Source organism: Rhizobium sp. C4 (genome assembly GCF_021026315.1).
In the GTDB taxonomy this organism is placed as follows: Bacteria; Pseudomonadota; Alphaproteobacteria; order Rhizobiales; family Rhizobiaceae; genus Ensifer_A.
Window position 1 is genome coordinate 193,436 of record NZ_JAJNCX010000009.1, and the last position, 23,705, is coordinate 217,140.

General features: G+C 62.3%; 23 protein-coding genes. 16 read left to right on the forward strand and 7 right to left on the reverse strand.

Features of this window, described 5'->3' with window-relative positions; translation table 11 throughout:
• The first annotated feature begins 143 nt into the window (after window positions 1–143).
• Window positions 144–410, forward strand: a complete 267-nt coding sequence (locus LQK84_RS16740; protein WP_230829859.1) for a hypothetical protein — start codon at window positions 144–146, stop codon at window positions 408–410.
• Window position 411: 1 nt separating this feature from the next.
• Here LQK84_RS16740 and LQK84_RS16745 read toward each other — a convergent pair whose 3' ends face one another.
• The gene (locus LQK84_RS16745; RefSeq protein WP_230829889.1) at window positions 412–3,906 is read right to left on the reverse strand and encodes a PAS domain-containing hybrid sensor histidine kinase/response regulator; all 3,495 of its coding nucleotides are present in this window, start codon (window positions 3,904–3,906) and stop codon (window positions 412–414) included.
• A 196-nt stretch (window positions 3,907–4,102) separates the two neighbouring features.
• Here LQK84_RS16745 and mscL point away from each other — a divergent pair, with 196 nt between their 5' ends.
• The 7 genes from mscL (at window position 4,103) to LQK84_RS16780 (ending at window position 11,533) form a co-directional block, all read left to right on the forward strand.
• Window positions 4,103–4,522, forward strand: coding sequence for a large conductance mechanosensitive channel protein MscL (mscL, locus tag LQK84_RS16750; RefSeq protein ID WP_230829860.1), 420 nt, complete (start codon window positions 4,103–4,105; stop codon window positions 4,520–4,522).
• Between the two features lie 427 nt (window positions 4,523–4,949).
• Window positions 4,950–6,116 (forward strand): pyridoxal phosphate-dependent aminotransferase, encoded by a 1,167-nt coding sequence (locus LQK84_RS16755; protein WP_230829861.1) that lies wholly within the window; start codon window positions 4,950–4,952, stop codon window positions 6,114–6,116.
• A gap of 155 nt (window positions 6,117–6,271) precedes the next feature.
• Window positions 6,272–7,621 carry a substrate-binding protein gene (locus tag LQK84_RS16760; protein WP_269072147.1) on the forward strand — a complete coding sequence of 450 codons (1,350 nt, stop codon included), beginning with the start codon at window positions 6,272–6,274 and terminating at the stop codon, window positions 7,619–7,621.
• A 182-nt stretch (window positions 7,622–7,803) separates the two neighbouring features.
• A complete protein-coding gene (locus LQK84_RS16765; protein WP_230829862.1) occupies window positions 7,804–8,829 on the forward strand; it encodes a branched-chain amino acid ABC transporter permease in 1,026 nt (341 codons plus the stop codon).
• A 3-nt stretch (window positions 8,830–8,832) separates the two neighbouring features.
• Window positions 8,833–9,984: a branched-chain amino acid ABC transporter permease gene (locus LQK84_RS16770; protein WP_230829863.1), complete on the forward strand. Its 1,152-nt coding sequence runs from the start codon at window positions 8,833–8,835 to the stop codon at window positions 9,982–9,984.
• Between the two features lie 5 nt (window positions 9,985–9,989).
• Complete coding sequence (locus LQK84_RS16775; RefSeq protein ID WP_230829864.1) at window positions 9,990–10,766, forward strand: ABC transporter ATP-binding protein; 777 nt, start codon at window positions 9,990–9,992, stop codon at window positions 10,764–10,766.
• Between the two features lie 5 nt (window positions 10,767–10,771).
• Window positions 10,772–11,533, forward strand: a complete 762-nt coding sequence (locus tag LQK84_RS16780; RefSeq protein ID WP_230829891.1) for an ABC transporter ATP-binding protein — start codon at window positions 10,772–10,774, stop codon at window positions 11,531–11,533.
• A gap of 34 nt (window positions 11,534–11,567) precedes the next feature.
• On the opposite strand, the gene LQK84_RS16785 is transcribed toward LQK84_RS16780, so the two are convergent.
• Genes LQK84_RS16785 through LQK84_RS16800 form a run of 4 tightly spaced genes read right to left on the reverse strand, consistent with a single transcriptional unit; the run spans window position 11,568 to window position 13,395 of the window.
• Complete coding sequence (locus LQK84_RS16785; protein ID WP_230829865.1) at window positions 11,568–12,182, reverse strand: ATP-dependent Clp protease proteolytic subunit; 615 nt, start codon at window positions 12,180–12,182, stop codon at window positions 11,568–11,570.
• Between the two features lie 42 nt (window positions 12,183–12,224).
• Window positions 12,225–12,584 carry an SRPBCC family protein gene (locus LQK84_RS16790; RefSeq protein ID WP_230829866.1) on the reverse strand — a complete coding sequence of 120 codons (360 nt, stop codon included), beginning with the start codon at window positions 12,582–12,584 and terminating at the stop codon, window positions 12,225–12,227.
• Window positions 12,581–12,895, reverse strand: coding sequence for an ArsR/SmtB family transcription factor (locus tag LQK84_RS16795; RefSeq protein ID WP_230829867.1), 315 nt, complete (start codon window positions 12,893–12,895; stop codon window positions 12,581–12,583). The genes LQK84_RS16790 and LQK84_RS16795 overlap by 4 nt, the downstream gene beginning before the upstream one ends.
• Window positions 12,896–12,942: 47 nt before the next feature.
• Window positions 12,943–13,395, reverse strand: a complete 453-nt coding sequence (locus tag LQK84_RS16800; protein ID WP_230829892.1) for an Lrp/AsnC family transcriptional regulator — start codon at window positions 13,393–13,395, stop codon at window positions 12,943–12,945.
• A 127-nt stretch (window positions 13,396–13,522) separates the two neighbouring features.
• Here LQK84_RS16800 and LQK84_RS16805 point away from each other — a divergent pair, with 127 nt between their 5' ends.
• From LQK84_RS16805 to LQK84_RS16835, 7 genes are all read left to right on the forward strand, one after another.
• Window positions 13,523–14,491, forward strand: coding sequence for a nucleoside recognition domain-containing protein (locus LQK84_RS16805; RefSeq protein ID WP_230829893.1), 969 nt, complete (start codon window positions 13,523–13,525; stop codon window positions 14,489–14,491).
• A gap of 131 nt (window positions 14,492–14,622) precedes the next feature.
• Complete coding sequence (rfbF, locus tag LQK84_RS16810) at window positions 14,623–15,393, forward strand: glucose-1-phosphate cytidylyltransferase (protein ID WP_230829868.1); 771 nt, start codon at window positions 14,623–14,625, stop codon at window positions 15,391–15,393.
• A 4-nt stretch (window positions 15,394–15,397) separates the two neighbouring features.
• Window positions 15,398–15,964, forward strand: a complete 567-nt coding sequence (locus LQK84_RS16815) for a dTDP-4-dehydrorhamnose 3,5-epimerase family protein (protein ID WP_230829869.1) — start codon at window positions 15,398–15,400, stop codon at window positions 15,962–15,964.
• Window positions 15,961–17,190: a class I SAM-dependent methyltransferase gene (locus tag LQK84_RS16820; RefSeq protein ID WP_230829870.1), complete on the forward strand. Its 1,230-nt coding sequence runs from the start codon at window positions 15,961–15,963 to the stop codon at window positions 17,188–17,190. Before LQK84_RS16815 ends, LQK84_RS16820 begins: the two co-directional genes overlap by 4 nt.
• 109 nt (window positions 17,191–17,299) lie before the next feature.
• Window positions 17,300–18,472, forward strand: coding sequence for a glycosyltransferase family A protein (locus LQK84_RS16825; RefSeq protein ID WP_330166418.1), 1,173 nt, complete (start codon window positions 17,300–17,302; stop codon window positions 18,470–18,472).
• Window positions 18,473–18,663: 191 nt separating this feature from the next.
• Window positions 18,664–19,506, forward strand: a complete 843-nt coding sequence (locus LQK84_RS16830) for an NAD-dependent epimerase/dehydratase family protein (RefSeq protein ID WP_230829871.1) — start codon at window positions 18,664–18,666, stop codon at window positions 19,504–19,506.
• Entirely contained in the window at window positions 19,503–20,729 is a 1,227-nt protein-coding gene (locus LQK84_RS16835; RefSeq protein WP_230829872.1) for a glycosyltransferase, read from the forward strand. The genes LQK84_RS16830 and LQK84_RS16835 overlap by 4 nt, the downstream gene beginning before the upstream one ends.
• On the opposite strand, the gene LQK84_RS16840 is transcribed toward LQK84_RS16835, so the two are convergent.
• Window positions 20,679–21,776, reverse strand: coding sequence for a hypothetical protein (locus LQK84_RS16840; RefSeq protein WP_230829873.1), 1,098 nt, complete (start codon window positions 21,774–21,776; stop codon window positions 20,679–20,681). The genes LQK84_RS16835 and LQK84_RS16840 overlap by 51 nt on opposite strands.
• Window positions 21,777–21,943: 167 nt before the next feature.
• On the reverse strand, window positions 21,944–22,360 hold the full coding sequence (locus LQK84_RS16845; protein ID WP_230829874.1) for a beta-lactamase hydrolase domain-containing protein: 417 nt from the start codon (window positions 22,358–22,360) through the stop codon (window positions 21,944–21,946).
• A 194-nt stretch (window positions 22,361–22,554) separates the two neighbouring features.
• Here LQK84_RS16845 and galE point away from each other — a divergent pair, with 194 nt between their 5' ends.
• Window positions 22,555–23,547 carry a UDP-glucose 4-epimerase GalE gene (gene galE, locus LQK84_RS16850; protein ID WP_230829875.1) on the forward strand — a complete coding sequence of 331 codons (993 nt, stop codon included), beginning with the start codon at window positions 22,555–22,557 and terminating at the stop codon, window positions 23,545–23,547.
• Window positions 23,548–23,705 lie beyond the last annotated feature (158 nt).

Genomic DNA, 23,705 nt, shown 5'->3' on the forward strand with positions numbered 1-23,705 from the left:
CTTCTTGATTTTGAGGGCGACTCAGGCGCGACATCAAATGCTGCGATGCGAATGATTGCCGCATTGCGTCATAATGGCCAAAAGGAGTATGTCGGAGGCAATATTTCATCGCGAAACGCACTGCCATGCCCCAGAAAACGAAAATGACACAGCACGAGGCGCGCAAGGATCATCACGAGATGCTGCGCTTTCTGGCCATCAATGCCGCCTTCGGCATTTTCATCGGCCTCGTCCTGACCGCAGCCCTTCTCTATTTCGACATCGGCGGCTTCTGGACGCGCGTCCAGCATTCTTCCATGCCGGCGATCGCAATCCTTCTGGTGGCGGCGCCCCTCTCGCTGCTGCTCGGCGGCGCGTCCATGTCCACGGCCATCATGCTGATGCCGTATGAGAAGAAGTTCGAGGACTAGTTCACTCCGCCGCCAGGCGCAACATCGCTGCCGTGCGCGCCAGATAGGAGCGCAGGGAGGCCGGCTTCACCGGCTTGTGCATCACGGCGATCTCGTGCAGTTCGGCTTCGCCGCGCACCTCTGGCGTCCGGTCGGCCGTGACCAGCAGGGCAGGGATGTCGGCGCCATGGCGCGCCCTGACCCGGCTCACCGCCTCGATCCCCGTTCCATCGTCCAGATGATAATCGGCGATGATGATGCCGGGCCGCGTCATTTCCGCCCGCTCAAGCGCTTCCGCGGCGGAAAGCGCGGTCGAGACGGTGCAGCCCCAGCCCTGGAGCAGCAGCGCCATGCCGTCGAGTATCGTCCGTTCGTTGTCGATGCAGAGCACCGAAAGACCGGTGAGCGCGGCCGGCCGCACGTCGGCTGCTGCGGGAGCGGGTTCGGCCTGCGCCTCGACAGGCTCGGCAAGCGGAATGACAACGCGGAAATCCGTGCCGTGGCCTTCACGGCTCTTCAGTTCGACGGGATGTTCGAGAACCCGGGCGATGCGATCGACGATCGAAAGCCCGAGCCCCAGCCCGGACGCAGCGCGCGCGCCCTCGTCGAGCCGGACGAACTCCTGAAACACCGTGGTGAATTTTGATTGCGGAATGCCGATCCCTGAATCCACCACCTGGATGACGGCCGACTGTCCCACCCGCCGCGCACCGACCAGAACCTTGCCGGAGGGTGTGTATTTGATCGCGTTGGAGACCAGGTTCTGCACCAGCCGGCGCAACAGCGTCGGGTCGGACCGCACGGTGAGCTTGGTCGGCAGAACGCGAAGCTCCAGCCCCTTTTCGCGGGCGATTGGCTGGAAATCTGTGGCGATGCGGTGGAGGAAGTCGCCAAGCGGCACGGCCGAAAAGCGCGGCTTCATCGCCCCCGTGTCGAGCCGCGAAATGTCGAGCACAGCCCCGAGGATCGTCTCGACCGATTCGAGCGAGGAATCGATGTTGCGCACGATGTCGCGATCCGGCGTGCCCTCGAAGCGCTCCACCAGCGTCGAGGAATAGAGCCGTGCCGCATTCAGCGGCTGCAGGATGTCATGGCCGGCGGCGGCAAAGAAACGCGTCTTGCCGATATTGGCCTCTTCGGCGGAGGCGCGAGCAATGCCGAGTTCGCGGTTGACGCGGATCAGTTCGCCGGTGCGTGCAATCACGCGCTGTTCCAGCGTTTCGTTCGCCTGTTTCAAGGCCTTGTCGGCCTCCACCTGCTGGGTAATGTCCGTATAGGTCGTCACCATGCCCTTGCTGGGCATCGGGTTGGAGCGCACCTCGATGATCCGGCCGCTTTTCAGGGCCAGCGAAAAGGGTTTGTCGAGCGTCTTGAAATCCGCCAGCATGTCGGCGCGCCCCGACGAACTCACATCGCCGCGGGTCTCGAGGATTTCCACGATATCGGCGAGCGGAAAGCCGACTTCGCCGACATGTTCGGGCAGGTCGAGCAGCTTGCGGAAACGCCGGTTCCAGATCGTGAGCCGGTTCGACGTATCGAAGACGGCAATGCCCTGATCCATCTGCGAGAGCGCGGTATGCAGCATGTCCTGGTTATATTGCAGCGCTTCCGACGCCTGATCGAGCAGACGCGCGGTCTCCGATGACGGTTCTTCCATGCGCTGCAGCAGTAGCGAGAAGACGAGCCGTGCGGAGGACGAGCCGATGGCGCTGGCGAGCAGCTGTTCGGAAAACTGCACCAGCCCCATGTCTGCCGGCTGGGCGTCGACAAGCGCAAAGCCGATCTGCCGCTCGTGGGTCTTGAACGAACGCTGCATGCGCTCTTCGCCGAGATACCGCGCCAGTACGGCCTTCAGATCGCCGACAGACACACGCGTCTTGCCGCCCCGCCACTGCGTGCTGCGGCCATCCCCGGTCGCCATGAAGACGCCGGCCTGCATGCGCTCAAGCGGCTTGGAATGCCGGGTCAGCGAACCGACGATGAAGAGGGCCGTGTTGACCATCAGCGACAACAGCGTCGCATTGACCAGATTGTCGGCGCCCGGTCCGTTGAAGACTTCCGTGCCCGGAAACAGGAAGCCGAGGATTTGTCCGGCGAGTACATCGTTCTGCGACAGGCCGAAGCTCGGCAGGAACAGGAAATAAAGCCACATGAAGAAGCCGCCGGACATGCCGGCAATGGCACCTCGCGCATTGGCGCGCGACCAGACGAGCCCGCCGAAGAGCGACGGCGCGATCTGCGCCACGGCAGCAAAGGAGAGAAGCCCGATGGAGGAGAGGGCGGCCGCGCTGTCGATCGATGTGTAATAGGCATAGCCGGCAAGCAGCACGACGAAGATCGCGGTGCGGCGTACCCTGAGCAGGAATTGCGTGTAATCGGTGTTTTGCAGGCTCGGCGTGACGAGCCGCCGCCGCAGGATCACTGGCATGACGATATCGTTGGAAACCATGATGGCCAGCGCCACCGTCTCGACGATGACCATCGCGGTTGCCGCCGAAAAGCCGCCGATCAGCGTGATCAGCGAGACGGCGTCAGCACCCGCCTGAAGCGGCAGGTTCAGCACATAGAGATCCGGATTGCCGGCCTTGCCGAGCAGCAGAACCCCGGCAATGGCGATCGGGATGACGAAGATGTTGATGGCGACCAGATAGAGCGGAAACAGCACGCCCGCCATGCGCAGCTCGCCCGCCGTGCGGTTCTCCACCACGGTCACATGAAACTGGCGCGGCAGCAGGATGATCGCGAAGGCCGAGAGCAGGACCAGCAGCGCCCAGCGCCCGATCGAGGTCTGGTAGTGCAGGGCGCCCATCGCCTGCGCGCTGGTTTCCGCCGCCTTGAAGAGTGCCGTCGGCCCATCGAAGAGGAAGAAGGTGATGAAAATGCCGGCTGTGCAGAAGGCGACAAGCTTCACCACGGACTCGGTCGCAATGGCGAGAATGAGCCCGTCCTGATGCTCCGTCGCATCCGTGTGGCGCGTCCCGAAGATCACGGCGAAGAAGGCGAGGAAGATCGTGACCAGCAGCGGCAGCGTGGCAAAGGAAAAGCCGCCATCCGTGCCGGTAAAGGCGCTCGTGCCGACCATGGCCGAGACGGAACTGGAAATCGCCTTCAATTGCAGCGCGATATAGGGGATCGCGCCGATCAGCGAGATCAGCGCGACAAAGGCCGCCACCGTCGGGTTCTTGCCGTAGCGCGCGGCGACGAAGTCGGCCGGCGAGACGATCTTTTCCGACTTCGCCAGCGTGATGATCCGGCGCAGCAGCGGCAGGCCAAGCGTGAAGAGAAGGATCGGGCCGACATAGATCGCCGCGAATTCGAGACCGCGCTGCGAGGCCAGCCCGACGCCGCCGAAATAGGTCCACGACGTGCAATAGATGGCAAGACTGAGCGCATAGACGACCGGGCGGCCCTTGGCCGTGCTTCGCCGTTTTGCGAGACGGTCACCGAAACTGGCGACGGCAAAGAGAAGCAGCAGGTAGCCGATCGCTGCGGCGAAAACCACCCAGCCCGGCAGCATGGCCTGCGTTCCCATATTCCGTCGTCCTCCGCGTCCCCGACGCGAGCATAGGTCAAGTCCCGTCACAATTGAAGTGAGACGAAGGGCTCAGGCATTGATCTCTTTGGGTCTTTTCGCACGGCCGGAATGTGTTAATGTTTCCCGGCATCAAGGTTAAGAAATGGTCTACCGACCATCAGTATCAGTTGGGGGAAACATGTTAGACGAGTTCAAGGCGTTTATCGCGCGCGGCAATGTCATGGATCTGGCAGTCGGTGTCATCATCGGCGGCGCATTCGGAAAGATCGTGTCGTCGCTGGTCGATGACCTCATCATGCCGATCATTGGCGCAATCACCGGCGGCATCGATTTCTCGAACTATTTCATCAGCCTGAGTTCCGCCGTCACGGCGACGAACCTCGTGGAGGCGAAGAAGCAGGGCGCCGTTCTCGCCTATGGCAGCTTCATCACGGTCGTCATCCAGTTCCTGATCCTCGCCTGGATCATCTTCCTCATGGTCAAGGGCATCAACCGCCTGCGCGTCAAGGAAGAGGCCAAGCCCTCCGCCCCCGCCGCCCCGCCGGCCGATATCGCGCTGCTGACCGAAATCCGCGATCTCTTGAAGACGCGAGGCTGAACGGAACGAGGGCAGCACCCTCATCCGCCTGCCGGCACCTTCTCCCCGAGGGGAGAAGGGTATTTGCTGTGACCCTCAAGCCCTCACCCTGAGGTGCCTGCGCGACAGCGCAGGCATCGAAGGGCTCTCGCGATTCAGCAAGGATCCTTCGAGGCTGCCCTGCGGGCAGCACCTCAGGATGAGGCTCGTGCCACGTTCCGGTTCTCCCCATCACCAACCTTGTTGGGGGGAGATGGCGGCGGCCAGAGGGGGTAATTGTCACAAGCGCTTTTTGCCAGCGGCAAGGAAGGCCCCTCTCCACAAGGGGGAGGGAGAGCGGCCGTCGTAGGCTGACCCATCATCCTGCGTGATCGCCCCGCATAATTTATCATTGGGCTTTCAACCCGAATCCCCCTTAAACTCCGCCTGATTGCAGCCGGAGAAAAGCATGCGCCTGATCGAGACCCTGAGCCCCCGTTCCGCCAATGCGCCCGAGAGCGGCATCGTTGAGGTGTTCAACTATGGACGTGGTCGCGAGGGGCTGATCCCGCTCTGGGCGGGCGAGGGCGACAGTCCGACGCCGGATTTCATCAGCCGCGCGGCGGCCGATGCACTGGTTGCCGGCGAAACCTTCTACACATATCAGCGCGGCATTCCGGAAATGCGCCAGGCGCTCGCCCGTTACTATGCCCGCCATTTCGGAACGACGCTGACGCAAGAGAATTTCATCGTCACGGCCTCGGGCATGCATGCGATCAAGATCGCCGCCGAGATGATTGCGGCCCCAGGCGACGAGATGATCTATCTCACGCCCTCCTGGCCGAACATTTCCGCAGCGCTAGAAGTCTCGGGCGCGATTGCCACGCCGCTGGAGCTGGAATTTGCCGGCGGCGGCTGGAAGCTCGATCTCAACAGGCTCGAAAGCGCCATCGGCCCGAAGACGCGCGGCATCTTCATCAACACGCCCTCCAATCCGACCGGCTGGACGGCAAGCCTTGAGGATCTGCGCGCCATTCTCGATATCGCCCGCCGCCGAAACCTCTGGATCATGGCCGACGAGATCTATGCGCATTTCCATTACAATGGTGGCCGCGCGGCCTCCTTCCTCGATGTCATGCGCGCCGATGACCGGATCATTTTCGTCAATTCCTTCTCCAAGAACTGGTCGATGACCGGCTGGCGGGTCGGCTGGGTCGTCGTCCCGGAAGAACTGGGGCAGGTCGTTGAAAACCTTATCCAATATTCAACCTCGGGCGTGGCGCAATTCATGCAGCGCGGCGCAACCGTGGCGCTGGAAGAGGGCGACAGCGTCATCAGGGAGAACTTCGCCAAGGCCGCGAAAAGCCGCGATATTCTCTGCGATGCACTGATCGCGACAAACCGCGTCGAGACGCTGAAGCCGGATGGCGCCTTCTATGCCTTCCTCAAGATCGATGGCGTCAAGGATAGCCGCGTGACGACGCTCGACATTGTCGACAAGGCGCTGGTCGGCCTGGCACCGGGCACGGCCTTCGGCCCCGGCGGCAGCGCCTTCATCCGCGCCTGCTTCCTGCGCGATCCGGCGCAAATGGAAGTCGCGGCAGACCGGCTCGCCAAATACATCTCGGCGCTCTGAGGCTCTTTTATTGCGGCGCACTGTTTCAATATTGCGCCGCTTTTAAGACTTTTGTCTTATCACTTAAGAACAATTGCGGATAAGCGCTCCCCTGCTAGCATCTGATCCACGTTCCGGAGGAGGGACGTTGGATCACATCGTCTGGGAGGATTCCGATGTCGAAACTAATCATAAACCGCCGTGGTCTCTTGAAGGCTGGCGCGGTTGGCGGCCTGGCACTGTCGACGCCGATGCATTTCATGCGCGGCGCCTATGCCGCTGACGCCTCGTGCAACATGCCAACCGGCGCAAACGTTGTCTTCGGTTTCAACATTCCGCTGTCCGGCCCCTATGCCGACGAAGGTGCGGATGAACTCAAGGCCTATCAGCTCGCCGTCAAGCATCTGAACGGCGAAGGCGATGGCGGCATGCTCCCCACCTTCTCGTCCAAGGCGCTGAAGGGCAACGGCGTTCTCGGCAAGAAGGTCACCTTCGTCAGCGGCGACACGCAGACCAAGGCCGACGCTGCCCGCGACAGCGCCAAGCGCATGATCGAAAAGGAAAAGGCAATCATGATCACCGGCGGTTCCTCGTCGGCTGAAGCGATTGCCGTGCAGAGCCTCTGCCAGGACATGGGCGTGATCTTCATGTCCTGCCTCACGCATTCCAACGACACGACCGGCAAGGACAAGAAGCGCTACGGCTTCCGCCACTTCTTCAACGCCTACATGTCCGGCGTCGCGCTCGGCCCGGTTCTCGGCGAAGTCTATGGCAAGGACCGCAAGGCCTATCACCTGACCGCCGACTACACCTGGGGCTGGACCCAGGAAGAGTCCATGAAGAAGTCCACGGAAGCGCAGGGCTGGAAGACGGTCAATGCCGTTCGCACCCCGCTCGGCGCCGGCGACTTCTCGCAGTATCTGACGCCGGTTCTGAGCTCGGGCGCAGACGTGCTGATCCTCAACCACTACGGCAAGGACATGGTCAACTCGCTGACCCAGGCCGTGCAGTTCGGCATGCGCGCCAAGCAGGTGAACGGCAAGAACTTCGAAATCGTCGTTCCGCTCTTCTCCGAACTCATGGCGCAGGGCGCCGGCGATGCCATCAAGGGCATTTACGGCACGGCGAACTGGGATTGGAAGCTGGACAATGACGGCACCAAGGCCTTCGTAAAGTCCTTCGGCAAGGAATATGGCGTACCGCCGTCGCAGGCAGCCCAGACGGCCTATGCGCAGGCGATCCTCTATGCGGATGCCTGCGAACGCGCCGGCACCTTCTTCGCACCGGCCGTCATCAAGGCGCTGGAAGGCTTCGAGTTCGACGGTCTCGGTAACGGCAAGACGCTTTACCGCGACAGCGACCACCAGTGCTTCAAGGACGTGCTGGTCGTACAGGGTAAGGAAAAGCCGAAGGACAAGTACGACCTTCTCGAAGTCAAGAAGATCGTGGCGGCCAAGGACGTCACCTACGATCCGGCCATCTTCGGCGGCGATCTCGGCCCGGCCGACGCCAAGACCTGCGGCTGAGCCCGCATGCATTCCGGCGCGGGGGCGAAAGCCTCCGCGCCGCTTCTGAATGGTGAAAGGCCGCTTGCGGATGCGGGGATGCATCTCTTGCGGCGATAGGTCTCAAATCAATGCGCCTCGCATCTTTAGCCGGCTTGATTCCGGCTGTGCTGTCGTGCGCGTTGAGAAAAGGGTGACGGCAGATGGATGCGATAATCCTGCAAATTCTGAACGGGCTGGACAAGGGCGGCGCCTATGCGCTGATTGCTCTCGGCCTGACGCTCGTTTTCGGCACGCTCGGCGTGGTGAACTTTGCGCATGGTGCGCTCTTCATGCTCGGCGCCTTCTGCGCCGTCACGTTCAACAAGCTCCTGACACTGGAAAAGGTCACACTCGACCCGACACAGCTCACCCCCTGGGGGACAGCGGCCGAGATCAAGACCTCGCTCGTGGAAGCCTGGCTCGGCGAGTACGGCAAGGTTCTGGTCAACTATTCGGTTCCGGTCTCGATCATCGTCGCCATTCCCGTCATGCTGATCATCGGCATCGTGATGGAGCGCGGCCTGATCCGCCATTTCTACAAGCGTCCGCATGCCGACCAGATCCTCGTGACCTTCGGTCTGGCCATCGTGCTTCAGGAAATCATCAAGCATTTCTATGGCGCAAACCCGATCCCGCAGGCAGCCCCCGCCGCTTTTGCCGGTACCGCACAGGTCGGCATGCTGCTCGGCATGGGCGATGCCATTCCCTATCCGTGGTGGCGCCTGATCTATCTCTTCTTCTCGCTCGGCATCATCGGCATCGTCTTCGCCTTCCTGCAATTCACCACCTACGGCATGGTGGTGCGCGCCGGCATGCGTGACCGCGAAACGGTCGGCCTGCTTGGCATCGACATCGAACGCCGCTTCACCGTCGTCTTCGGCATTGCCGCTGTCGTCGCAGGGCTGGCCGGCGTCATGTACACGCCGATCCTGCCGCCCGACTATCACATGGGCATGGACTTCCTGGTTCTGTCCTTCGTCGTCGTCGTGGTCGGCGGCATGGGGTCGCTGGGCGGCGCAGTGGCTGCCGGCTTCCTGCTCGGCATCCTGCAATCTTTTGCATCCATGAATGAAATCAAGAGCATCATCCCGGGCATCGACCAGATCATCATCTATCTCGTCGCCGTCGTCATTCTTCTGACGATGCCGCGCGGGCTGATGGGTCGCAAGGGCGTGATGGAGGACTGATCAATGTTCGGCAATCTTTCTAGACAAGACTGGGTCATGTTCCTCGGCTTTTCCGCCGTGGTCCTGCTTGCCCCCATCCTCTTCCAGCCGATCGGTGCGGCCTATCCGGCGATCCTCGAAAAGTTCTGCATTTTCGGGCTCTTCGCCATCGGCTTCAACATTCTCTTCGGGCTCACCGGCTATCTCTCCTTCGGCCATGCGGCTTTTCTCGGCATCGGCTCCTATGCGGCGGTCTGGTCGTTCAAGCTCTTCACCATGAACGTCATCCCGGCCATAGCCCTGTCGATCATCTTCGCCGGCATTTTCGCGCTCATCATCGGCTTCATCAGCCTGCGCCGCTCAGGCATCTACTTCTCGATCCTGACGCTCGCCTTCGCGCAGATGAGCTACAACATGGCCTATTCCGTGCTGACGCCGCTGACGAACGGCGAGACCGGCCTGCAGCTGACGCTGAAGGACCCGCGCATCGTCGACGCCATGTTCATCACGCCCGGCACCGGCCTGCCGCGCACCACGCTCTTCGGCCTGGAAATCAGCGGCGGCGGCCTTGGCGGCTTCTATTTCACGGCCGCCGCCCTCATCATCGGCTTCTACATCTCGATGCGCATCTTCCGCTCGCCCTTCGGCCTGATGCTGAAGGCGATCAAGTCCAACCAGAACCGCATGCGCTACACCGGCTTCAACACGCGGCCCTATCTGATGGCAGCCTTCGTCATCTCCGGCATCTATGCCGGGCTTGCCGGCTCGCTGATGGCGGCGGTCGATCCGCTGGCCGGGCCTGAGCGCATGCAGTGGACGGCTTCGGGTGAAGTGGTTCTCATGACCATCCTGGGTGGCGTCGGCACGCTGATCGGCCCGGTCATCGGGGCTGCCATCATCAAGTATTTCGAGAACATCTTCTCGGGCTTCAACGAAACCGCGCTGAACAGCGTCTTCAACTTCCTGCCCGACACGCTGCGCGAACCGATCGTCAAGCTGCTCTCGCTCTTCGTCGGCGAAGGCTGGAGCCTGACGCTCGGCCTCGTCTTCATGGCCATCGTCATCTTCCTGCCCGGCGGGATCATGGAAGGCGTGCGCCTCATCGCCTCGCTCTTCAAAAAGGGCGGCAATGGCAACAAACCGGCCGTCAGCGGCCACGCGCAACCGGCGGAGTGAGGCTCATGACATCCACGACCAAGTCGAACATCGTTCTCGACGTTTCCGGCGTCAACAAGAGCTTCGGCGGGCTTCGCGCGCTGACCAATGTCAATCTTCAGGTGGAGGAGGGGAAGGTCCACGCCATCATCGGCCCGAACGGGGCGGGCAAGTCGACGCTGCTCAATGTCTGCATCGGCCGCATCCGGCCCGATAACGGCCATGTCGTCTTCAACGGCGAAACGCTCGACCGCCACCAGCCGCATGAGATCAACCAGCTCGGCGTCTCCCGCGTCTTCCAGACGCCCGAAATCTTCGCCGACCTGAACCTGCTCGAAAACGTCATGATCCCGGCCTTCGCCAAGCGCGACGGCGCCTTCACCTTCAACGCGATCCGGGCGGTGAGCGCCGAGAAGGAGCTGCGCGAGGAGGCCGAGGAAATCCTGCATGATGTCGGCCTCTACGAGCGCCGCAACCATCTGGCCGGCTCGCTGTCGCGCGGCGACAAGCGGCGGCTGGAGCTTGGCATGTGCCTGATCCAGAAGCCGAAACTGCTGCTTCTCGACGAGCCGACCGCCGGCATGGCGCGCCACGACACCAACATGACCATCGAACTGCTCAAGCGCATCAAGGCGCGCGGCATGACCAAGGTCATCATCGAGCATGACATGCACGTCGTCTTTTCGCTCGCCGACAAGATCAGCGTGCTGGCTCAAGGAACCGTGATTGCGGAAGGTCTTCCGGAGGAGGTCCGGGGTAATCCGCGCGTCAAGGAAGCCTATCTTGGGGAGGCGCATGGATGAACGTGATGGCCGGAAAAATAGAATTCAGGGGAGAGATCGATACCGTGGTGAACCCGAGCGAAAAGGCGTTTTTCAGCGTCCGCGACATTCATGCCTGGTATGGCGAATCCTATATCGTCCAGGGCGTTTCCTTTGAGGTGAAGAAGGGGGAGGTTCTCTCCCTTCTCGGCCGTAACGGGGCCGGCAAGACCTCGACGCTGCGCACGCTCGCGCGGGCATCGAACCCGGTTCTGAAGAGCGGCGAAATCTGGCTCGACGGCCAGCCGGTCCACAAGATGAAGGCCTTCCAGGCAGCCCAAGCCGGCATCCAGCTCGTGCCCGAAGACCGCCGCATCATCGGCGGCCTGACAGTCGAGGAAAATCTGGTTCTGGCCCAGGTCTCTGGCCAGAAGGGCTGGTCGATCGAAAAGATCTACGACCACTTCCCCCGCCTTGCCGAACGCCGCAACCAGGAAGGCGTCACCATGTCGGGCGGCGAACAGCAGATGCTGGCCGTCGCCCGCGCGCTGGCCCGCGACCTGAAAATCCTCTTCCTCGACGAGCCCTATGAAGGCCTCGCCCCGGTCATCGTCCACGAGATCGAAAGCATCGTCCGCCAGATCCGCGACCTCGGCATCACCACGATCATCGTCGAGCAGAACGCGGTCGCGGCACTCCGCCTCTCCGACCGCGCGGTGATCATGGATACGGGCGAGGTGGTCTTTGATGGCACCGCGAAGGAAGTGCTGGAGAACGAACAGCTGAGGAACGATTATCTGGCGATTTGAGGCGGGGCGGCGGGTCGCAGCTGGACAAGGCTCGTCACGCTGCGCCGCTCTCCAGTTCGCGAACGCGCAGGATTTTATCGATCAGTCCCCATTCCAGTGCCTCTTGCGCGGTCATGAAGCGGTCGCGATCCATGGCGGCTTCAAACGCCTCGTAGCTGCGGCCGCAATGCTCGGCATATAGCCCGGTCAGATGCTGCTTCGTCCGCTTGATTTCCTCGGCATGGATCAGCATGTCGGAGGCTTGGCCCTGAAAGCCGCCGAGCGGTTGATGAATGAGGATGCTGGCATTGGGCAGCGCGGCCCGTTGCCCTGCCTGTCCTGCCATCAGCAGGAAAGAGCCCATGGAGCGGGCCGTGCCCATGCAGAGTGTGTGAACCGGGGCGCGGATATATTGGATCGTGTCATACATCGCCAATCCGCTTGTCACCACGCCGCCCGGCGAATTGATGTAGAGATGAATCGGCCGGTCGGGGTTTTCAGCCTCCAAAAACAGAAGCTGTGCGCAAACAAGTGCCGCAACAGTGTCGTTGACCTCGCCATTGAGGAAAATGATCCGCTCCCTGAGCAGACGGGAATAGATGTCGAAGGAGCGTTCGCCCCGGCTCGACTGTTCGACAACAATAGGGACGAGCTGCATCGTGTCGCGCATCGGCAACCTCCAATCAGAGCAGATTTGAAATAAGACGTATTGTTAGGCGGCGAACATCAGGAGCGGCCCGTCATTGTTGGCAGCGGCCAGCTTCAGACGCTCGAGGCTCTCCTTCGTCAGCACCTGAACGATCTGAAGGCAGGTTCCGCCAGTCGGTCTCGGCACAAGCGAGAATGTCACCGTGCTTTCCAGAAAGGGCGGCTGATCATCCCGCATCAGGTAACTGATCTCCCGCTGCGGAATTTCCGCTAGAGCCTCCTGAAAGGCAAGAGCTTCTGCCGGCAGCCATCGAGCCCGAAATTCCGGCTGGCTGATCGCCCGCCACACCTTTTCCGGCGGTTCATCCAGATTGAAGGTAAGCTCAACACGGCTCTCCACCGGTCGGCGCATTCCATATTTCATGGGTCCATGTCCTTCAGCAGAGCCTGCAACGCGTCCACACGCTGCGGCCAATAGGCCTTGTATTTGGTCAGCCATTGCGCGATGAGCCCCAGCCCATGCGGATCGACCTCGTAGTTCACGAAGCGGCCCTGGCGTTCCTGCCGGACCAGCCGCGCCGCCTTCAACACGGCCAGATGCTGCGACATGGCCGGCTGGCTGATTTCCATGCCCTCGCGCAGCGCGCTGGCATTCATGCCGCCCGCAGCCAGCTTCTCGAAAATCATGCGCCTGGTCGGGTCGGCCAGCGCCCGGAATATCTCACTCTCATTCATGGGAATTACATAAGCGCAGACTTATGTGATTCGCAAGGCCGAATGAGTCAAACCCTCAATGCCGTCTCCTCCTTCGCCGTCTTGATCACCATCATCGTGAAGAACCGCGCGACATTCGTCTGGTCGCGGAACAGCCGGTCGCAGAGATCGGAAAACTCTTCCATGTCCTTCAGCCGCAGCATCAGCACGACATCGCTTTCGCCGGTGACGGCATAGGCTTGTGACACGGCCTCCTCGGCGCTGGCGAGATCGAGGAAGCGGCGCATGTGTTCTTCGCCATGCAGTTTCAGCTCCACCGTCACGATCGCCTTGATCCCGCGTCCCGCCTTGGCCGGATTGAGGATGGCGACGACGCGGTCGATGATGCCCGACGTGCGCAGCCGCTGCATACGGCGCAGACAGCTGGAGGGCGAGAGGCCCACCTCGTCGGCCATGTCGACATTGGTGCGTGACGCGTCGCGCTGCATGAGATTCAGAAGTTTGCGGTCGATCCTGTCCATGGCGGGATGATAGAGCGGCGGCGCCACTTTGCAATAAAATTGCACAAAGCTGCAATCTTTGACCGCAAATGCGAAGGGCTTCTTGCTAGGACGGCGGCGTCAGCAAAGGAGCCGCGCAGTGCAGATCATGGATGTCATCACCCGGAAGGTGAAGGAAACGCTCGAGATCTATTGGGTTCTCGTCAAGATCACGGTTCCGATTGCGATCATCACAGAACTCCTCTCCCGCTATGGCGTCATCAAGGCCGTGGCCCCGGTCTTCGCACCGGTCATGAACCTCGTCGGCCTGCCGCCGGAACTCGGCCTCGCCTGGCTCACTGCCATGCTGGTCGGCATCTGGGGCGCGGTGCCGCTCATCTTCACGCTCGTTCCGGTCTCCTCGCTGAGCGTGGCCGATGTCACGATCTTCTCCGCCCTCATCCTCTTCGCCCATGGCCTGCCGATCGAGCAGAAGATCATCGAAAAGGCGGGGCCGGGCATGCTGGCAACGACTGTGCTGCGCGTCGGTGGCGGACTGCTCTATGCGTTCATCTTGCACCATATCCTGACGGCGACGGGCTGGATGTCCGCTCCGGTCAACCCGACCTGGATCCCGATTGCCGCCACCCCCGATTGGGCGAGCTATCTCTGGGGCCTTGGCGAAACCATGGTCTGGATGCTCGTCATCCTCTTCGCGCTGACCATCGGGCTTGATCTCCTGAAGGTCAGCGGCATTCTCGGCCTCATGATGAAGCTGCTGTCGCCGCTGCTCCGCCTTGCCGGCATCCGGGGCGAGGCGGGACATCTGACGGCCGTCGGCCTCTTCCTCGGCATCTCCTATGGCGGCGGGCTGCTGATCCGCGAGGCGCAGTCCGGCCTCGTTTCGCCGCGTCAGGTCTTTCTCGCCTGCGTCTTCATGGGCTTTGCCCATAGCGTCATCGAAGACACGCTGGTCGTCATGTCCGTGGGCGCCGATGTCTGGGGCGTACTGGTCGGCCGCGTCGTCTTCGCCATCGCCGCGACAGCCATCATTGCGGCACTGCTTGCCCGCATGTCAGACGAGCGCTTCTTCGCGCGCATCTATCGTGGTCCGGTGGCTGCTCCGGCCGAGGGATGAGGCGCCGTCCTGTCCCGATTTACCGGTGTAAAACCGAGCTTTAGCGGTTTCGCTTGCCCGCGTTCGGCGCAAGATTGCGAATCAGGCTGCCGCGGCAGCCGGACATGCAGTGCCTTGGCTCGGGGGATCGGATGAAAGCGGTGATACTGGCAGGCGGCCTTGGCTCGCGCATTGCCGAGGAGACGCATCTGAAGCCCAAGCCGATGATCGAGATCGGCGGCAAGCCGATCCTCTGGCACATCATGAAGATCTATTACAGCCACGGCATCCGCGATTTCATTATCTGCTGCGGCTTCAAGGGCTATGTGATCAAGGAATATTTCGCCAATTACGGCCTGCACATGTCCGACATCACCTTCGATCTGTCGGAAAACCGCCTCGTCTTCCACCGCCAGAGCGCCGAAAACTGGCGCGTCACGCTGGTCGATACGGGCGAGAGCTCGATGACTGGCGGCCGTCTCAAGCGCGTCGCGCCCTATCTGGAGGGCGAGGAAGACTTCTGCTTCACCTATGGCGACGGCGTGGCCGATGTCGATATCGCCGAGACGATCCGCTTTCACAAATCCCATGGCCGCGACGCGACTGTGACGGCCGTCCGCCCGCCCGCCCGCTTTGGCGCGCTCAAGTTCGAGGGCGACGACGTGAAGGGCTTTGTCGAAAAGCCGGAGGGTGAGGGCGGCTATATCAATGGCGGCTTCTTCGTGCTGTCCACCAAGGTTCTCTCCCGCATCGCCGGCGACCAGACCTCCTGGGAGGCGGAACCGCTTTCGGGGCTCGCCGAAGACGGCCAGCTCAAGGCCTTCTTCCACAACGGTTTCTGGCAGCCGATGGATACGCTGCGCGACAAGATCCAGCTGGAAGCCATGTGGGAAAACGGCACGCCGCCCTGGAAGACCTGGTGAGCCGATGTCGGGCAACCGTTTCCTGATCGAGCCAACGGCGATTGCCGGCGTGTACACCGTCACCCGGCGAAGGCTGGCCGACGAGCGCGGCTTCCTCTCGCGCCTCTTCGAGCCGGAGGAACTGGTACAGGCCGGCTGGCCGGGTCCCATCGCGCAGATCAACGAGACGGGCACGACCCGCGCCGGCACCGTGCGCGGCCTGCATTACCAGAGCCCGCCCCATGCCGAGATGAAACTCGTCTCCTGCATCGCTGGACGCATCCTTGATGTCGCTGTCGATCTACGTAAGTCATCGTCAACCTATCTGCAGTCGGTCGCGCTCGAACTCTCCGCCGAGAACGGCCGTGCGCTGCTGATCCCGCAAGGCTGCGCCCATGGTTTCCAGGCGCTGACGGATGATGTGCGGATGATCTATCTGCATTCCGCGCCTTACGCCGCCGCCCATGAGGGTGGTCTCGACGCGCTCGATCCGGCGCTTGGCGTCAATTGGCCTCTCCCGGTCGTCAATCGCTCGCCGCGCGATGAGGCGCTGCCACGCATAACCTCCGGCTTTGAAGGAATTGCTCTATGAAATGCCGGCATTGCGGCGGCGACCATTTCGCCCCCTTCCTCGACCTTGGCACGGCCCCGCCGTCGAATTCCTATCTGGCGGCAGCGGATCTCGAAAAGCCCGAGCTCTGGTATCCACTGGTCATCCGCGTCTGCCGCAACTGCCTTCTGGTCCAGACCGAAGGCTTCGCCGGCCGCGAAACCTTCTTCTCCGAAACCTACGCCTATTTCTCCTCCTTCTCGCAAAGCTGGCTGTCGCATGCGGAGCGCTATGTCGGCGAAATGGTCGCCCGCTTCGGGCTCGGGCCGCAGTCGCATGTGGTCGAGGTCGCCGCCAATGACGGCTATCTGCTGCAATATGTGAAGGCGCGCGGCATTGCCTGTCTCGGCGTCGAGCCGACGAAGAGCACTGCGACCGCGGCCCGCGCCAAGGGCATCGAGATCGTCGAGGATTTCTTTGGGCAGGCACTGGCCGACAGGCTGGTCGCCGAGGGCAAACAGGCTGACCTGATGGCAGCCAACAATGTTCTCGCCCATGTGCCGGACATCAACGATTTCGTCAGCGGCTTTGCCCGCCTGCTGAAGCCGGATGGGGTGGCGACCTTCGAGTTCCCGCATATCCTCAACATGATCGCCGAGAACCAGTTCGACACGGCTTATCATGAACATTTCTCCTATCTCTCGCTTCTCGCCGTCACCCGCATCTTCGCGGCCAATGGTCTGCGGGTCTTCGATATCGAAAAGACGCCGTGGCATGGCGGGTCGCTGCGGGTCTTTGCCTGCCGGGCCGCAAGCGCCGCGCATGCCTTGAGCGCTAATGTCGAGGCTGTGCTTGATGAGGAGAGGGCGGCCGGTCTCGATCATGCTGAAACCTACGCCGCTATGCAGCAGGGTGCGCTGCAGGTGCGTGACGCCTTGCTCGAATTCCTCATCGATGCGCGCCGCAAGGGGCTGCGCGTGGCGGCCTATGGTGCGGCGGCCAAGGGCAACACGCTCCTGAACTTCTCGGGCGTGAAAACCGACCTGATCGCCGCCGTTGCCGACAAGAATCCGGCTAAGCAGGGTCATTACATGCCCGGCAGCCGCATCCGCATCGTGGACGAGGAAGCGCTGATGGCGCTGCGTCCGGAAAGGGTCGTGATACTGCCATGGAATCTCAAGGACGAGATCATGCGTCAGCTTTCCTCTATCAGAGACTGGGATGGGAAATTCGTGACGGCAATCCCCACGCTGACGATCCACGACTGACCGAGGAGGTGCCCGTGGCTACGCCGGCAAAGGCGCGCAAGAAGCGTGCAGTCGCTGCGCCCAAAGTGGCATTGGAGCTTCCGGCCTGACCAGCGCGCCCGCCCTTTCGATCTGCGTTCCTTCGCGCAATCGGCAGTTCTATTTTCAGGAGACGATCCGCGCGCTTCTCGCCTCGACGCGCCGCGACATCGAACTCGTCCTCACCGACAATTCCGATGACCCGTCGATCATGGACGCCTTCATCGAAGGTCTCGCCGATGATCCCCGCATCCGCTATCTCCGCTCGCAGGAAAAGCCGCTTTCCATGGTCGACAACTGGGAGCGGACCATGGCCGCGGCGACCGGCCGCTGGGTGGCCTTCATCGGCGATGACGACTATCTCGACCCCGACCTCGCGGATCTGATCGTAGCCATCGAGGCTCGCGTGCCCGATATCGACGCCATCGCCTGGAACCGCCTGACATTTCACTGGCCGGGCGCCCGGGAACAGGAAATGCACACGGCCATCCCGACCGGCTGCCGGATCGTCGAGGTCGCCCGCGACGACCTGATGCGCAAGACCTTCGGCTGGGAAGGCGCAGGCCGCGTCCCCACCTTCATGTTCTCCGCCTATCACGCCACCGTGCGTCGCGACCTCGTCGAGAAAAACCGCACCCGCTTCGGCAACCGCTATTTCGAGCATCCCGTCGTGGATCAGGACAGCGCCTTCAAGATCATCGCAACGGCGCGGCGCTTCATTTTTTCCGAGCGGCCTTTCTCCGTGCTCGGCACCTGTCCGACGAGCAATTCCGCCTCGATTGGCCGCGTTGACGACAATGCGCGCCGCCATGCCGAGTTCATGGCGGATCTCGGCCGCAACATGGATAACGATCCGCACATGGCGGATTTCCCCTTCCCCTCCGCCTATGGCGTCACGGCCTCTGTCGGCGTCAGTCAGCATTGGTTCAGAACAACTTACGGACTGAAGTATGATGGCTGGGAAGAAAACTTTGCCCGTTCCTGTGCGCTCGATTGCCAGTCGGCCGCCACACGGGAGGATTTCGAGATCATCCGCGCCCGCTATGAGGCGGGTTTCAGAGCCTGGCAGCACGGCCGCTTCCTACCGTTCTTTCAGCCCGTTTATATTGAGCCTCGTGAAACCGCCGGTCCGACTTTCACCGGTGTCACGCCGCTTCTCGTCCATGTCGGCGAACATTTCGCCGGAGCTTCAACGCCGCGCGCGCTTTACGATGCTGCAGCTGGGATGATGACCCTGCCAGAGGAGATTCCGATCGCCTTGTGACGCTTTGCAAGCAGGGCGTGCCAGTCTCGGGCAAGACAGGCGGACTATCCATCCATGAGATCAGTCATGGGCCGGAAATGCAGATCGCGCCGGCCTTCGCCAAGGAATGACGGGACCATGCGCAAACACGGTAGTCGGATTGCAGATCGCAGATCGCATCCCTGCCGGACACTCACCGTCGACGGGCGCCCATGAGCAAGGTCTTCCTCACCGGCGCGAGCGGTTTTGTGGGGCGGCAGATCCTCAAGCACCTCCTTGCCGCCGGTCATGACGTGACGGTCGCCGTCCGCCCCGGCAGCATGCTTCGCGCCGGGATTTCGACCAGCAATGTCAACGTCGTTCTGACGCGCGATCTCTTTGCCGAGCGGGAAGACTGGTGGGCGAGGGCGCTTGTCGGTCAAGACACGCTGATCCACGCCGCCTGGTATGTCGATCCGCAGACCTATCAGCGCTCGCGTTACAACTTCATCTGCACTGTGGGCAGCATCGTCATGGCGCGTGCGGCCGCGCGCGCCGGCGTCGGCCACGTCATCGGGCTCGGCACCTGCATGGAATATCGCCTGCCGTCCACCCGCATCCAGCCCGATGCGCCGCTCGGCCCCTCGACGATCTATTCTTCGGCCAAGCTCGCCACCTATTTCGCGCTGAGACGGCATGCGAAACTTGCCGGCCAGCGCTTCACCTGGGCTCGGCTCTTCCATCTCCATGGAGAGTTCGAGCAGCCGGGGCGGCTTGCTCCCTATATCCACGACTGTATCGCCCGCGGCGAGCATGCCCGGCTCTCCGCCGGCACGCAGTTGCGCGACTATCTCCACGTATCCGATGCAGGCCGGATGATCGCGGCGATTGCCGACACGGGGCAGGAGGGCGTCGTCAACATCTGCTCTGGCCGCCCGACCACCATTCGTCTGTTCGCCGAACGGATCGCCGACATGTACGGACGGCGCGATTTGCTGATCTTCTCGAGCGATCCTGTTCCAGCGCATGATCCCGCAGCCGTCGTCGGCGTCTGCAACTGGCAGGCCCCGCAATGACGGGGGCGATCAGGGTCTTGCACCTTGCCGCGCATCTCGGCGGCGGCGTCGGCAAGGCGCATGCGGCCATTCGCGCGGTCGATCCACGGGCGGCGGATCATGCCTATATCCTGCTGGAACCCGCGCGTGACCGTCGCTATGCCGACGCCATCATCGCCACCGGCGCGCGCGTCATCGAAGCGCCGGCGAAGGAGGCATTGCTGGCGCTGCTTGCGGAGGCGGATATCGTCCAGATCGAGTTCTGGAACCACCCACGGCTCTATGAAGCGCTGGCTCGCCTGCCGCTGCCGCAGGGCCGCTATCTTTTCTGGTCGCATATCTCGGGCCTCGCCCCGCCGCTGATTGCGGAGGCACTGACGGAAGCCGCCGATATCTTCGTCTATACGTCAGCCTGTTCCCTTGTGCGCCCGGCAAAAGGTGACCTTCGCGTCATCGGCAGCGGCTTCGGGCTCGATCATCCGCCAAAGCGGAGGAGCCGGCGCGGGGCGTTGCGCGGGGGCTATCTGGGAACGGTCGATTTCGTGAAGATGAGCCCGGATTTCTTCTCGATCGTCGACGCCGTCGAAGGGCCGGATTTCGAGATTGCCGTCTATGGAGCCTTTGACCCGGAAGGTGGCCCGGCCCGCGCGCATGCCGCCATGCGCCATCCCGAACGGGTGGTGATGATGGGGCAGACGGACGATCCGGCAGAAGCGCTGGCCGGTCTCGACTTCTTCTTCTACCCGCTGGATCGCGAGCATTTCGGCACGGCGGAAAATGCGCTGGTCGAGGCGATGTCGGCAGGCCTCACGCCGCTCGTTCTCGATAATCCGGCCGAGCGTGCGATCGTCACTGATGGTGTCACCGGGCTTGTCGCCGGCAGCGTGGAGCAATGTGTCGGGGCGCTCACCCGTCTTCTTGCCGAACCACGCCTGCGCGAAGAATTGGGCGATGCAGCAGCACTGGAAGCCGCCCGGCGCTTCCGCCCCGAAGTCTCGCGCAATGCGTTCGCCGTGGCTTACGCTGATTTGATGGCGCGACCCAGGCATCTTCCCGATTTCGCTGCCGTTTTGGGCGCGGGTCCGCTGGACTGGTTCCTCGGCAGCTTTCCGAAGGGGGCGACGATTGCCGAAGGCAAGCCGTCCAAAGGCAGCCTCAGGCACTTTCTCGACTGTTTTCCGAAGGACGAAGCGCTAAATCGCCGCGCCGGCGCCGCAGATGAGGCGGACGGGCGCGAGAAATGAGCGCATGACGCGGTAGAAGTCCTGCGCCGTGCGAGCCCTGCCGATGAAGCGATCGACCATCAGCATGTTGCCGTGCAGCCCGCGCCGGATATCCGGCTGCTGCGGTCCGGCATAATAGGGCTGGAAGAGATGCGCGTGCCGACCGCCATCCCATGAACGGAAGGCCTTGTCATAGGCCTCGCATTTCGCGGCAAAGGTCTCTTCGTCGATTTCGAGAAGGCAATCGATCGTGGCGGCGCGGAGAAAGGCCTCTTCAGCGCCGGGACCCCAGGGCGCGCCCATCTCCATGAAGACGGCATTCTGGACTTCGGCAATACCGGCGGTCTCGCCGATGCCGGCATGGAAGGGAAAGTCCGGGGTCGGCTGGCCCGCCGGGTCGAAGGCAAAGCCTTGCCTGGCGATGACCGACATCGGCCGTTCGCAGAAGGCGATCTCGTTGGCCATGAAAATGGTCCGCGCCGACCATTCGGCGGCAGGCAGCAGTGAAACGCGGCCTGAAGCGGCAAGGCTTTCGACGATGGAAAGGGCGAGCGGACGTTTCAGCGCGCCGTGAAAGAGCCCGAAGGGCATGCGGGGCACATTCAGGCTGTTCTCCCACATGAAGAACGCCTTCAGCATCACCGTCTTGTCGATGTTGACGATCGCATACTGGCTCGGCACGCCGACGGAGAAACGCCTGTCCGGCGGATCGGTCGCGTCGATCTGCAGCGTGTGCCAGGAAAGCGCGTCGGCAACAGGATTGGCCTCGGCGACGAAGCCGACCATGATGGCAAGCTCCGGTTCCAGCATGTCGTCCGGCTTGACCAGCGTCACCCACTCGCCAGCCGAGGCCTCGACGAGCGCTGACCAAATCGTTTGCTGCGGCGTGCCTGCGGGCATGGCCGGCAGAAGCCGCAGGCGCGGGTCCTCGATTGCGGACAGGGCATCGTGCTCAGGCGTGATGATTTCGAGATCGAGCGAGGTGTCGGCCAGAAGAACGCCGACAAGGTTCGCCAGACCGCTTTCGGACGCTTGGGGAGGCGGAATCAGAACCGACAGGCGAGGCATGGGCGTCTCCGCGCCGGGCGTCGATTGGTTTGGGCGGCCCGGAACCGTTCAGGCGCGCTGCCAGGATGGCGGGGAGGGTGCGGTCCTGTCCCGTGTCCGGCGCGCGCCTGAACAAACCCTGTCTAAATTCGCTAGCTTGAGCGAAACTAGTGATGGTCTGAGGCTGTTTATGCCGCCGCCTGCCGGGCGAGCTGATAGAGCATGGTCGAGCGGCCGCCTGATGCGCAATAGCCGAGGATCTTGCCCTTCTCCTCGCGCAGCACGGCCTTGAGCTTCGAGGCGTGCTGCATCGGCATCGATCCGCCGGCAACGGGCAGATAGTAGGCGTTCATGCCCAGAGCCTTCGCGGCCGCTTCGATTTCCGAAAAGGCGGGCTGGCCGAAGCCTTCCCCGTCCGGCCGCATGCAGCAGACTGCGGAGAAGCCGGCCTCCTTCAACGGGGCGAGGTGGTCCGTCGAAATCTGGCCGGCGACGAAATAGTTGCTGTCGATCTGGCGCATCGAGGGGCTGCTTCCTTTTCTGAAGAGTGCTGCAACGATCCGGCCGAGGAGGCCAGGCTGAGCTTGCGAGGGGTTGGCTGCCATGAATGAGAACTTTCAACGCGGTATCTGCGGGGTTCTTTTTATATATAATATTTTATATCCATTTCAAGCCGCATCGTATGGGAAGTCGGTATCCGGTGTGCATCTTCGTATTGCAGCCGCGGCCGAAATTGCTGTTGCGCGAGGGCTTTCACAGGCTATCGTGCCACGCAATCGAATCGAACGCGGAGATAGACATGGCGGTTCTGGTCACGGGCGGCGCTGGTTACATCGGCAGCCACATGGTCTGGGCGCTGATAGACGCCGGCGAGGACGTCGTGGTGATCGACCGTCTCTCCACCGGGTATCGCTGGGCGATCGCGCCGGAGGCGAAGTTCTACGAGGGCGATATTGCAGACACGGCGGTCCTCGACCGGATTGCTGCGGAAAACAAGATCGACGCCATCATTCATTTCGCCGGCTCCATTGTGGTGCCTGAATCTGTCAGCGATCCGCTTGGCTATTATGAGAACAACACGGTCAAATCGCGCGCGCTGATCGCCTGGGCGGTTAAAACGGGCATCAGGCATTTTGTCTTCTCTTCGACGGCCGCAGTCTATGGCACGCCGGACGGCTCAGAGCCGGTCTCCGAAACCGTGCGGCTGTCGCCGGAATCGCCCTATGGCAGCTCCAAGCTGATGACCGAGATCATGCTGCGCGACACCGCCGCAGCCCATGATTTCATCTATACGGCGCTGCGCTATTTCAACGTTGCCGGTGCCGACCCCAAAGGGCGCACGGGCCAGTCGACGCCCGGCGCCACGCATCTGATCAAGGTCGCAAGCCAGGTCGTGACCGGCCAGTGCGAGAAGATCGACGTCTTCGGCACCGACTATCCGACCCCGGACGGCACCTGCGTGCGTGACTATATCCATGTGACGGATCTGGCGAATGCACATCTGAAGGCGCTGCAGCGCATGCGCGCCGGCGGCGACTCGCTGGTTGCCAATTGCGGCTATGGTCGCGGTTTCTCGGTTCTCGAAGTGCTCGACACCATGAAGAAGGTCGTTGGCCGCGATTTCAACATCGGCTTCGGCCCCCGCCGTGCCGGCGACGCCGTGCTGATCGTCGCCAACCCGACCGTCGCCAAGCAGGAGCTCGGCTGGCAGCCGGTGCATGACAATCTCGAAGAGATCATCTCCTCGGCGCTCGCCTGGGAAGATCACCTGCGGAAGAAGAATTCGTATTGAGGTGACGCGCACTGCCGCTCGTCCTCTCCCCTTGAGGGACCGTTGCAAAATTCCACTGATATGATTCACTGGTTCTGCAGCGGCTGGAGGCGGTGGGATGTCAGTTCGTCGGGAAGGTCAGTTCAGTTTTGTAGATGCTCTGATGCCGCAGGGTGGCG

What these genes read in the sequence shown, in the direction of transcription:
- LQK84_RS16740 (WP_230829859.1), top strand. Translation starts at nt 144, where the DNA reads ATGACACAGCACGAGGCGCGCAAGGATCATCACGAGATGCTGCGCTTT.
- LQK84_RS16745 (WP_230829889.1), bottom strand. Translation starts at nt 3,906, where the DNA reads ATGCTGCCGGGCTGGGTGGTTTTCGCCGCAGCGATCGGCTACCTGCTG.
- mscL (WP_230829860.1), top strand. Translation starts at nt 4,103, where the DNA reads ATGTTAGACGAGTTCAAGGCGTTTATCGCGCGCGGCAATGTCATGGAT.
- LQK84_RS16755 (WP_230829861.1), top strand. Translation starts at nt 4,950, where the DNA reads ATGCGCCTGATCGAGACCCTGAGCCCCCGTTCCGCCAATGCGCCCGAG.
- LQK84_RS16760 (WP_269072147.1), top strand. Translation starts at nt 6,272, where the DNA reads ATGTCGAAACTAATCATAAACCGCCGTGGTCTCTTGAAGGCTGGCGCG.
- LQK84_RS16765 (WP_230829862.1), top strand. Translation starts at nt 7,804, where the DNA reads ATGGATGCGATAATCCTGCAAATTCTGAACGGGCTGGACAAGGGCGGC.
- LQK84_RS16770 (WP_230829863.1), top strand. Translation starts at nt 8,833, where the DNA reads ATGTTCGGCAATCTTTCTAGACAAGACTGGGTCATGTTCCTCGGCTTT.
- LQK84_RS16775 (WP_230829864.1), top strand. Translation starts at nt 9,990, where the DNA reads ATGACATCCACGACCAAGTCGAACATCGTTCTCGACGTTTCCGGCGTC.
- LQK84_RS16780 (WP_230829891.1), top strand. Translation starts at nt 10,772, where the DNA reads ATGGCCGGAAAAATAGAATTCAGGGGAGAGATCGATACCGTGGTGAAC.
- LQK84_RS16785 (WP_230829865.1), bottom strand. Translation starts at nt 12,182, where the DNA reads ATGCGCGACACGATGCAGCTCGTCCCTATTGTTGTCGAACAGTCGAGC.
- LQK84_RS16790 (WP_230829866.1), bottom strand. Translation starts at nt 12,584, where the DNA reads ATGAAATATGGAATGCGCCGACCGGTGGAGAGCCGTGTTGAGCTTACC.
- LQK84_RS16795 (WP_230829867.1), bottom strand. Translation starts at nt 12,895, where the DNA reads ATGAATGAGAGTGAGATATTCCGGGCGCTGGCCGACCCGACCAGGCGC.
- LQK84_RS16800 (WP_230829892.1), bottom strand. Translation starts at nt 13,395, where the DNA reads ATGGACAGGATCGACCGCAAACTTCTGAATCTCATGCAGCGCGACGCG.
- LQK84_RS16805 (WP_230829893.1), top strand. Translation starts at nt 13,523, where the DNA reads ATGGATGTCATCACCCGGAAGGTGAAGGAAACGCTCGAGATCTATTGG.
- rfbF (WP_230829868.1), top strand. Translation starts at nt 14,623, where the DNA reads ATGAAAGCGGTGATACTGGCAGGCGGCCTTGGCTCGCGCATTGCCGAG.
- LQK84_RS16815 (WP_230829869.1), top strand. Translation starts at nt 15,398, where the DNA reads ATGTCGGGCAACCGTTTCCTGATCGAGCCAACGGCGATTGCCGGCGTG.
- LQK84_RS16820 (WP_230829870.1), top strand. Translation starts at nt 15,961, where the DNA reads ATGAAATGCCGGCATTGCGGCGGCGACCATTTCGCCCCCTTCCTCGAC.
- LQK84_RS16830 (WP_230829871.1), top strand. Translation starts at nt 18,664, where the DNA reads ATGAGCAAGGTCTTCCTCACCGGCGCGAGCGGTTTTGTGGGGCGGCAG.
- LQK84_RS16835 (WP_230829872.1), top strand. Translation starts at nt 19,503, where the DNA reads ATGACGGGGGCGATCAGGGTCTTGCACCTTGCCGCGCATCTCGGCGGC.
- LQK84_RS16840 (WP_230829873.1), bottom strand. Translation starts at nt 21,776, where the DNA reads ATGCCTCGCCTGTCGGTTCTGATTCCGCCTCCCCAAGCGTCCGAAAGC.
- LQK84_RS16845 (WP_230829874.1), bottom strand. Translation starts at nt 22,360, where the DNA reads ATGGCAGCCAACCCCTCGCAAGCTCAGCCTGGCCTCCTCGGCCGGATC.
- galE (WP_230829875.1), top strand. Translation starts at nt 22,555, where the DNA reads ATGGCGGTTCTGGTCACGGGCGGCGCTGGTTACATCGGCAGCCACATG.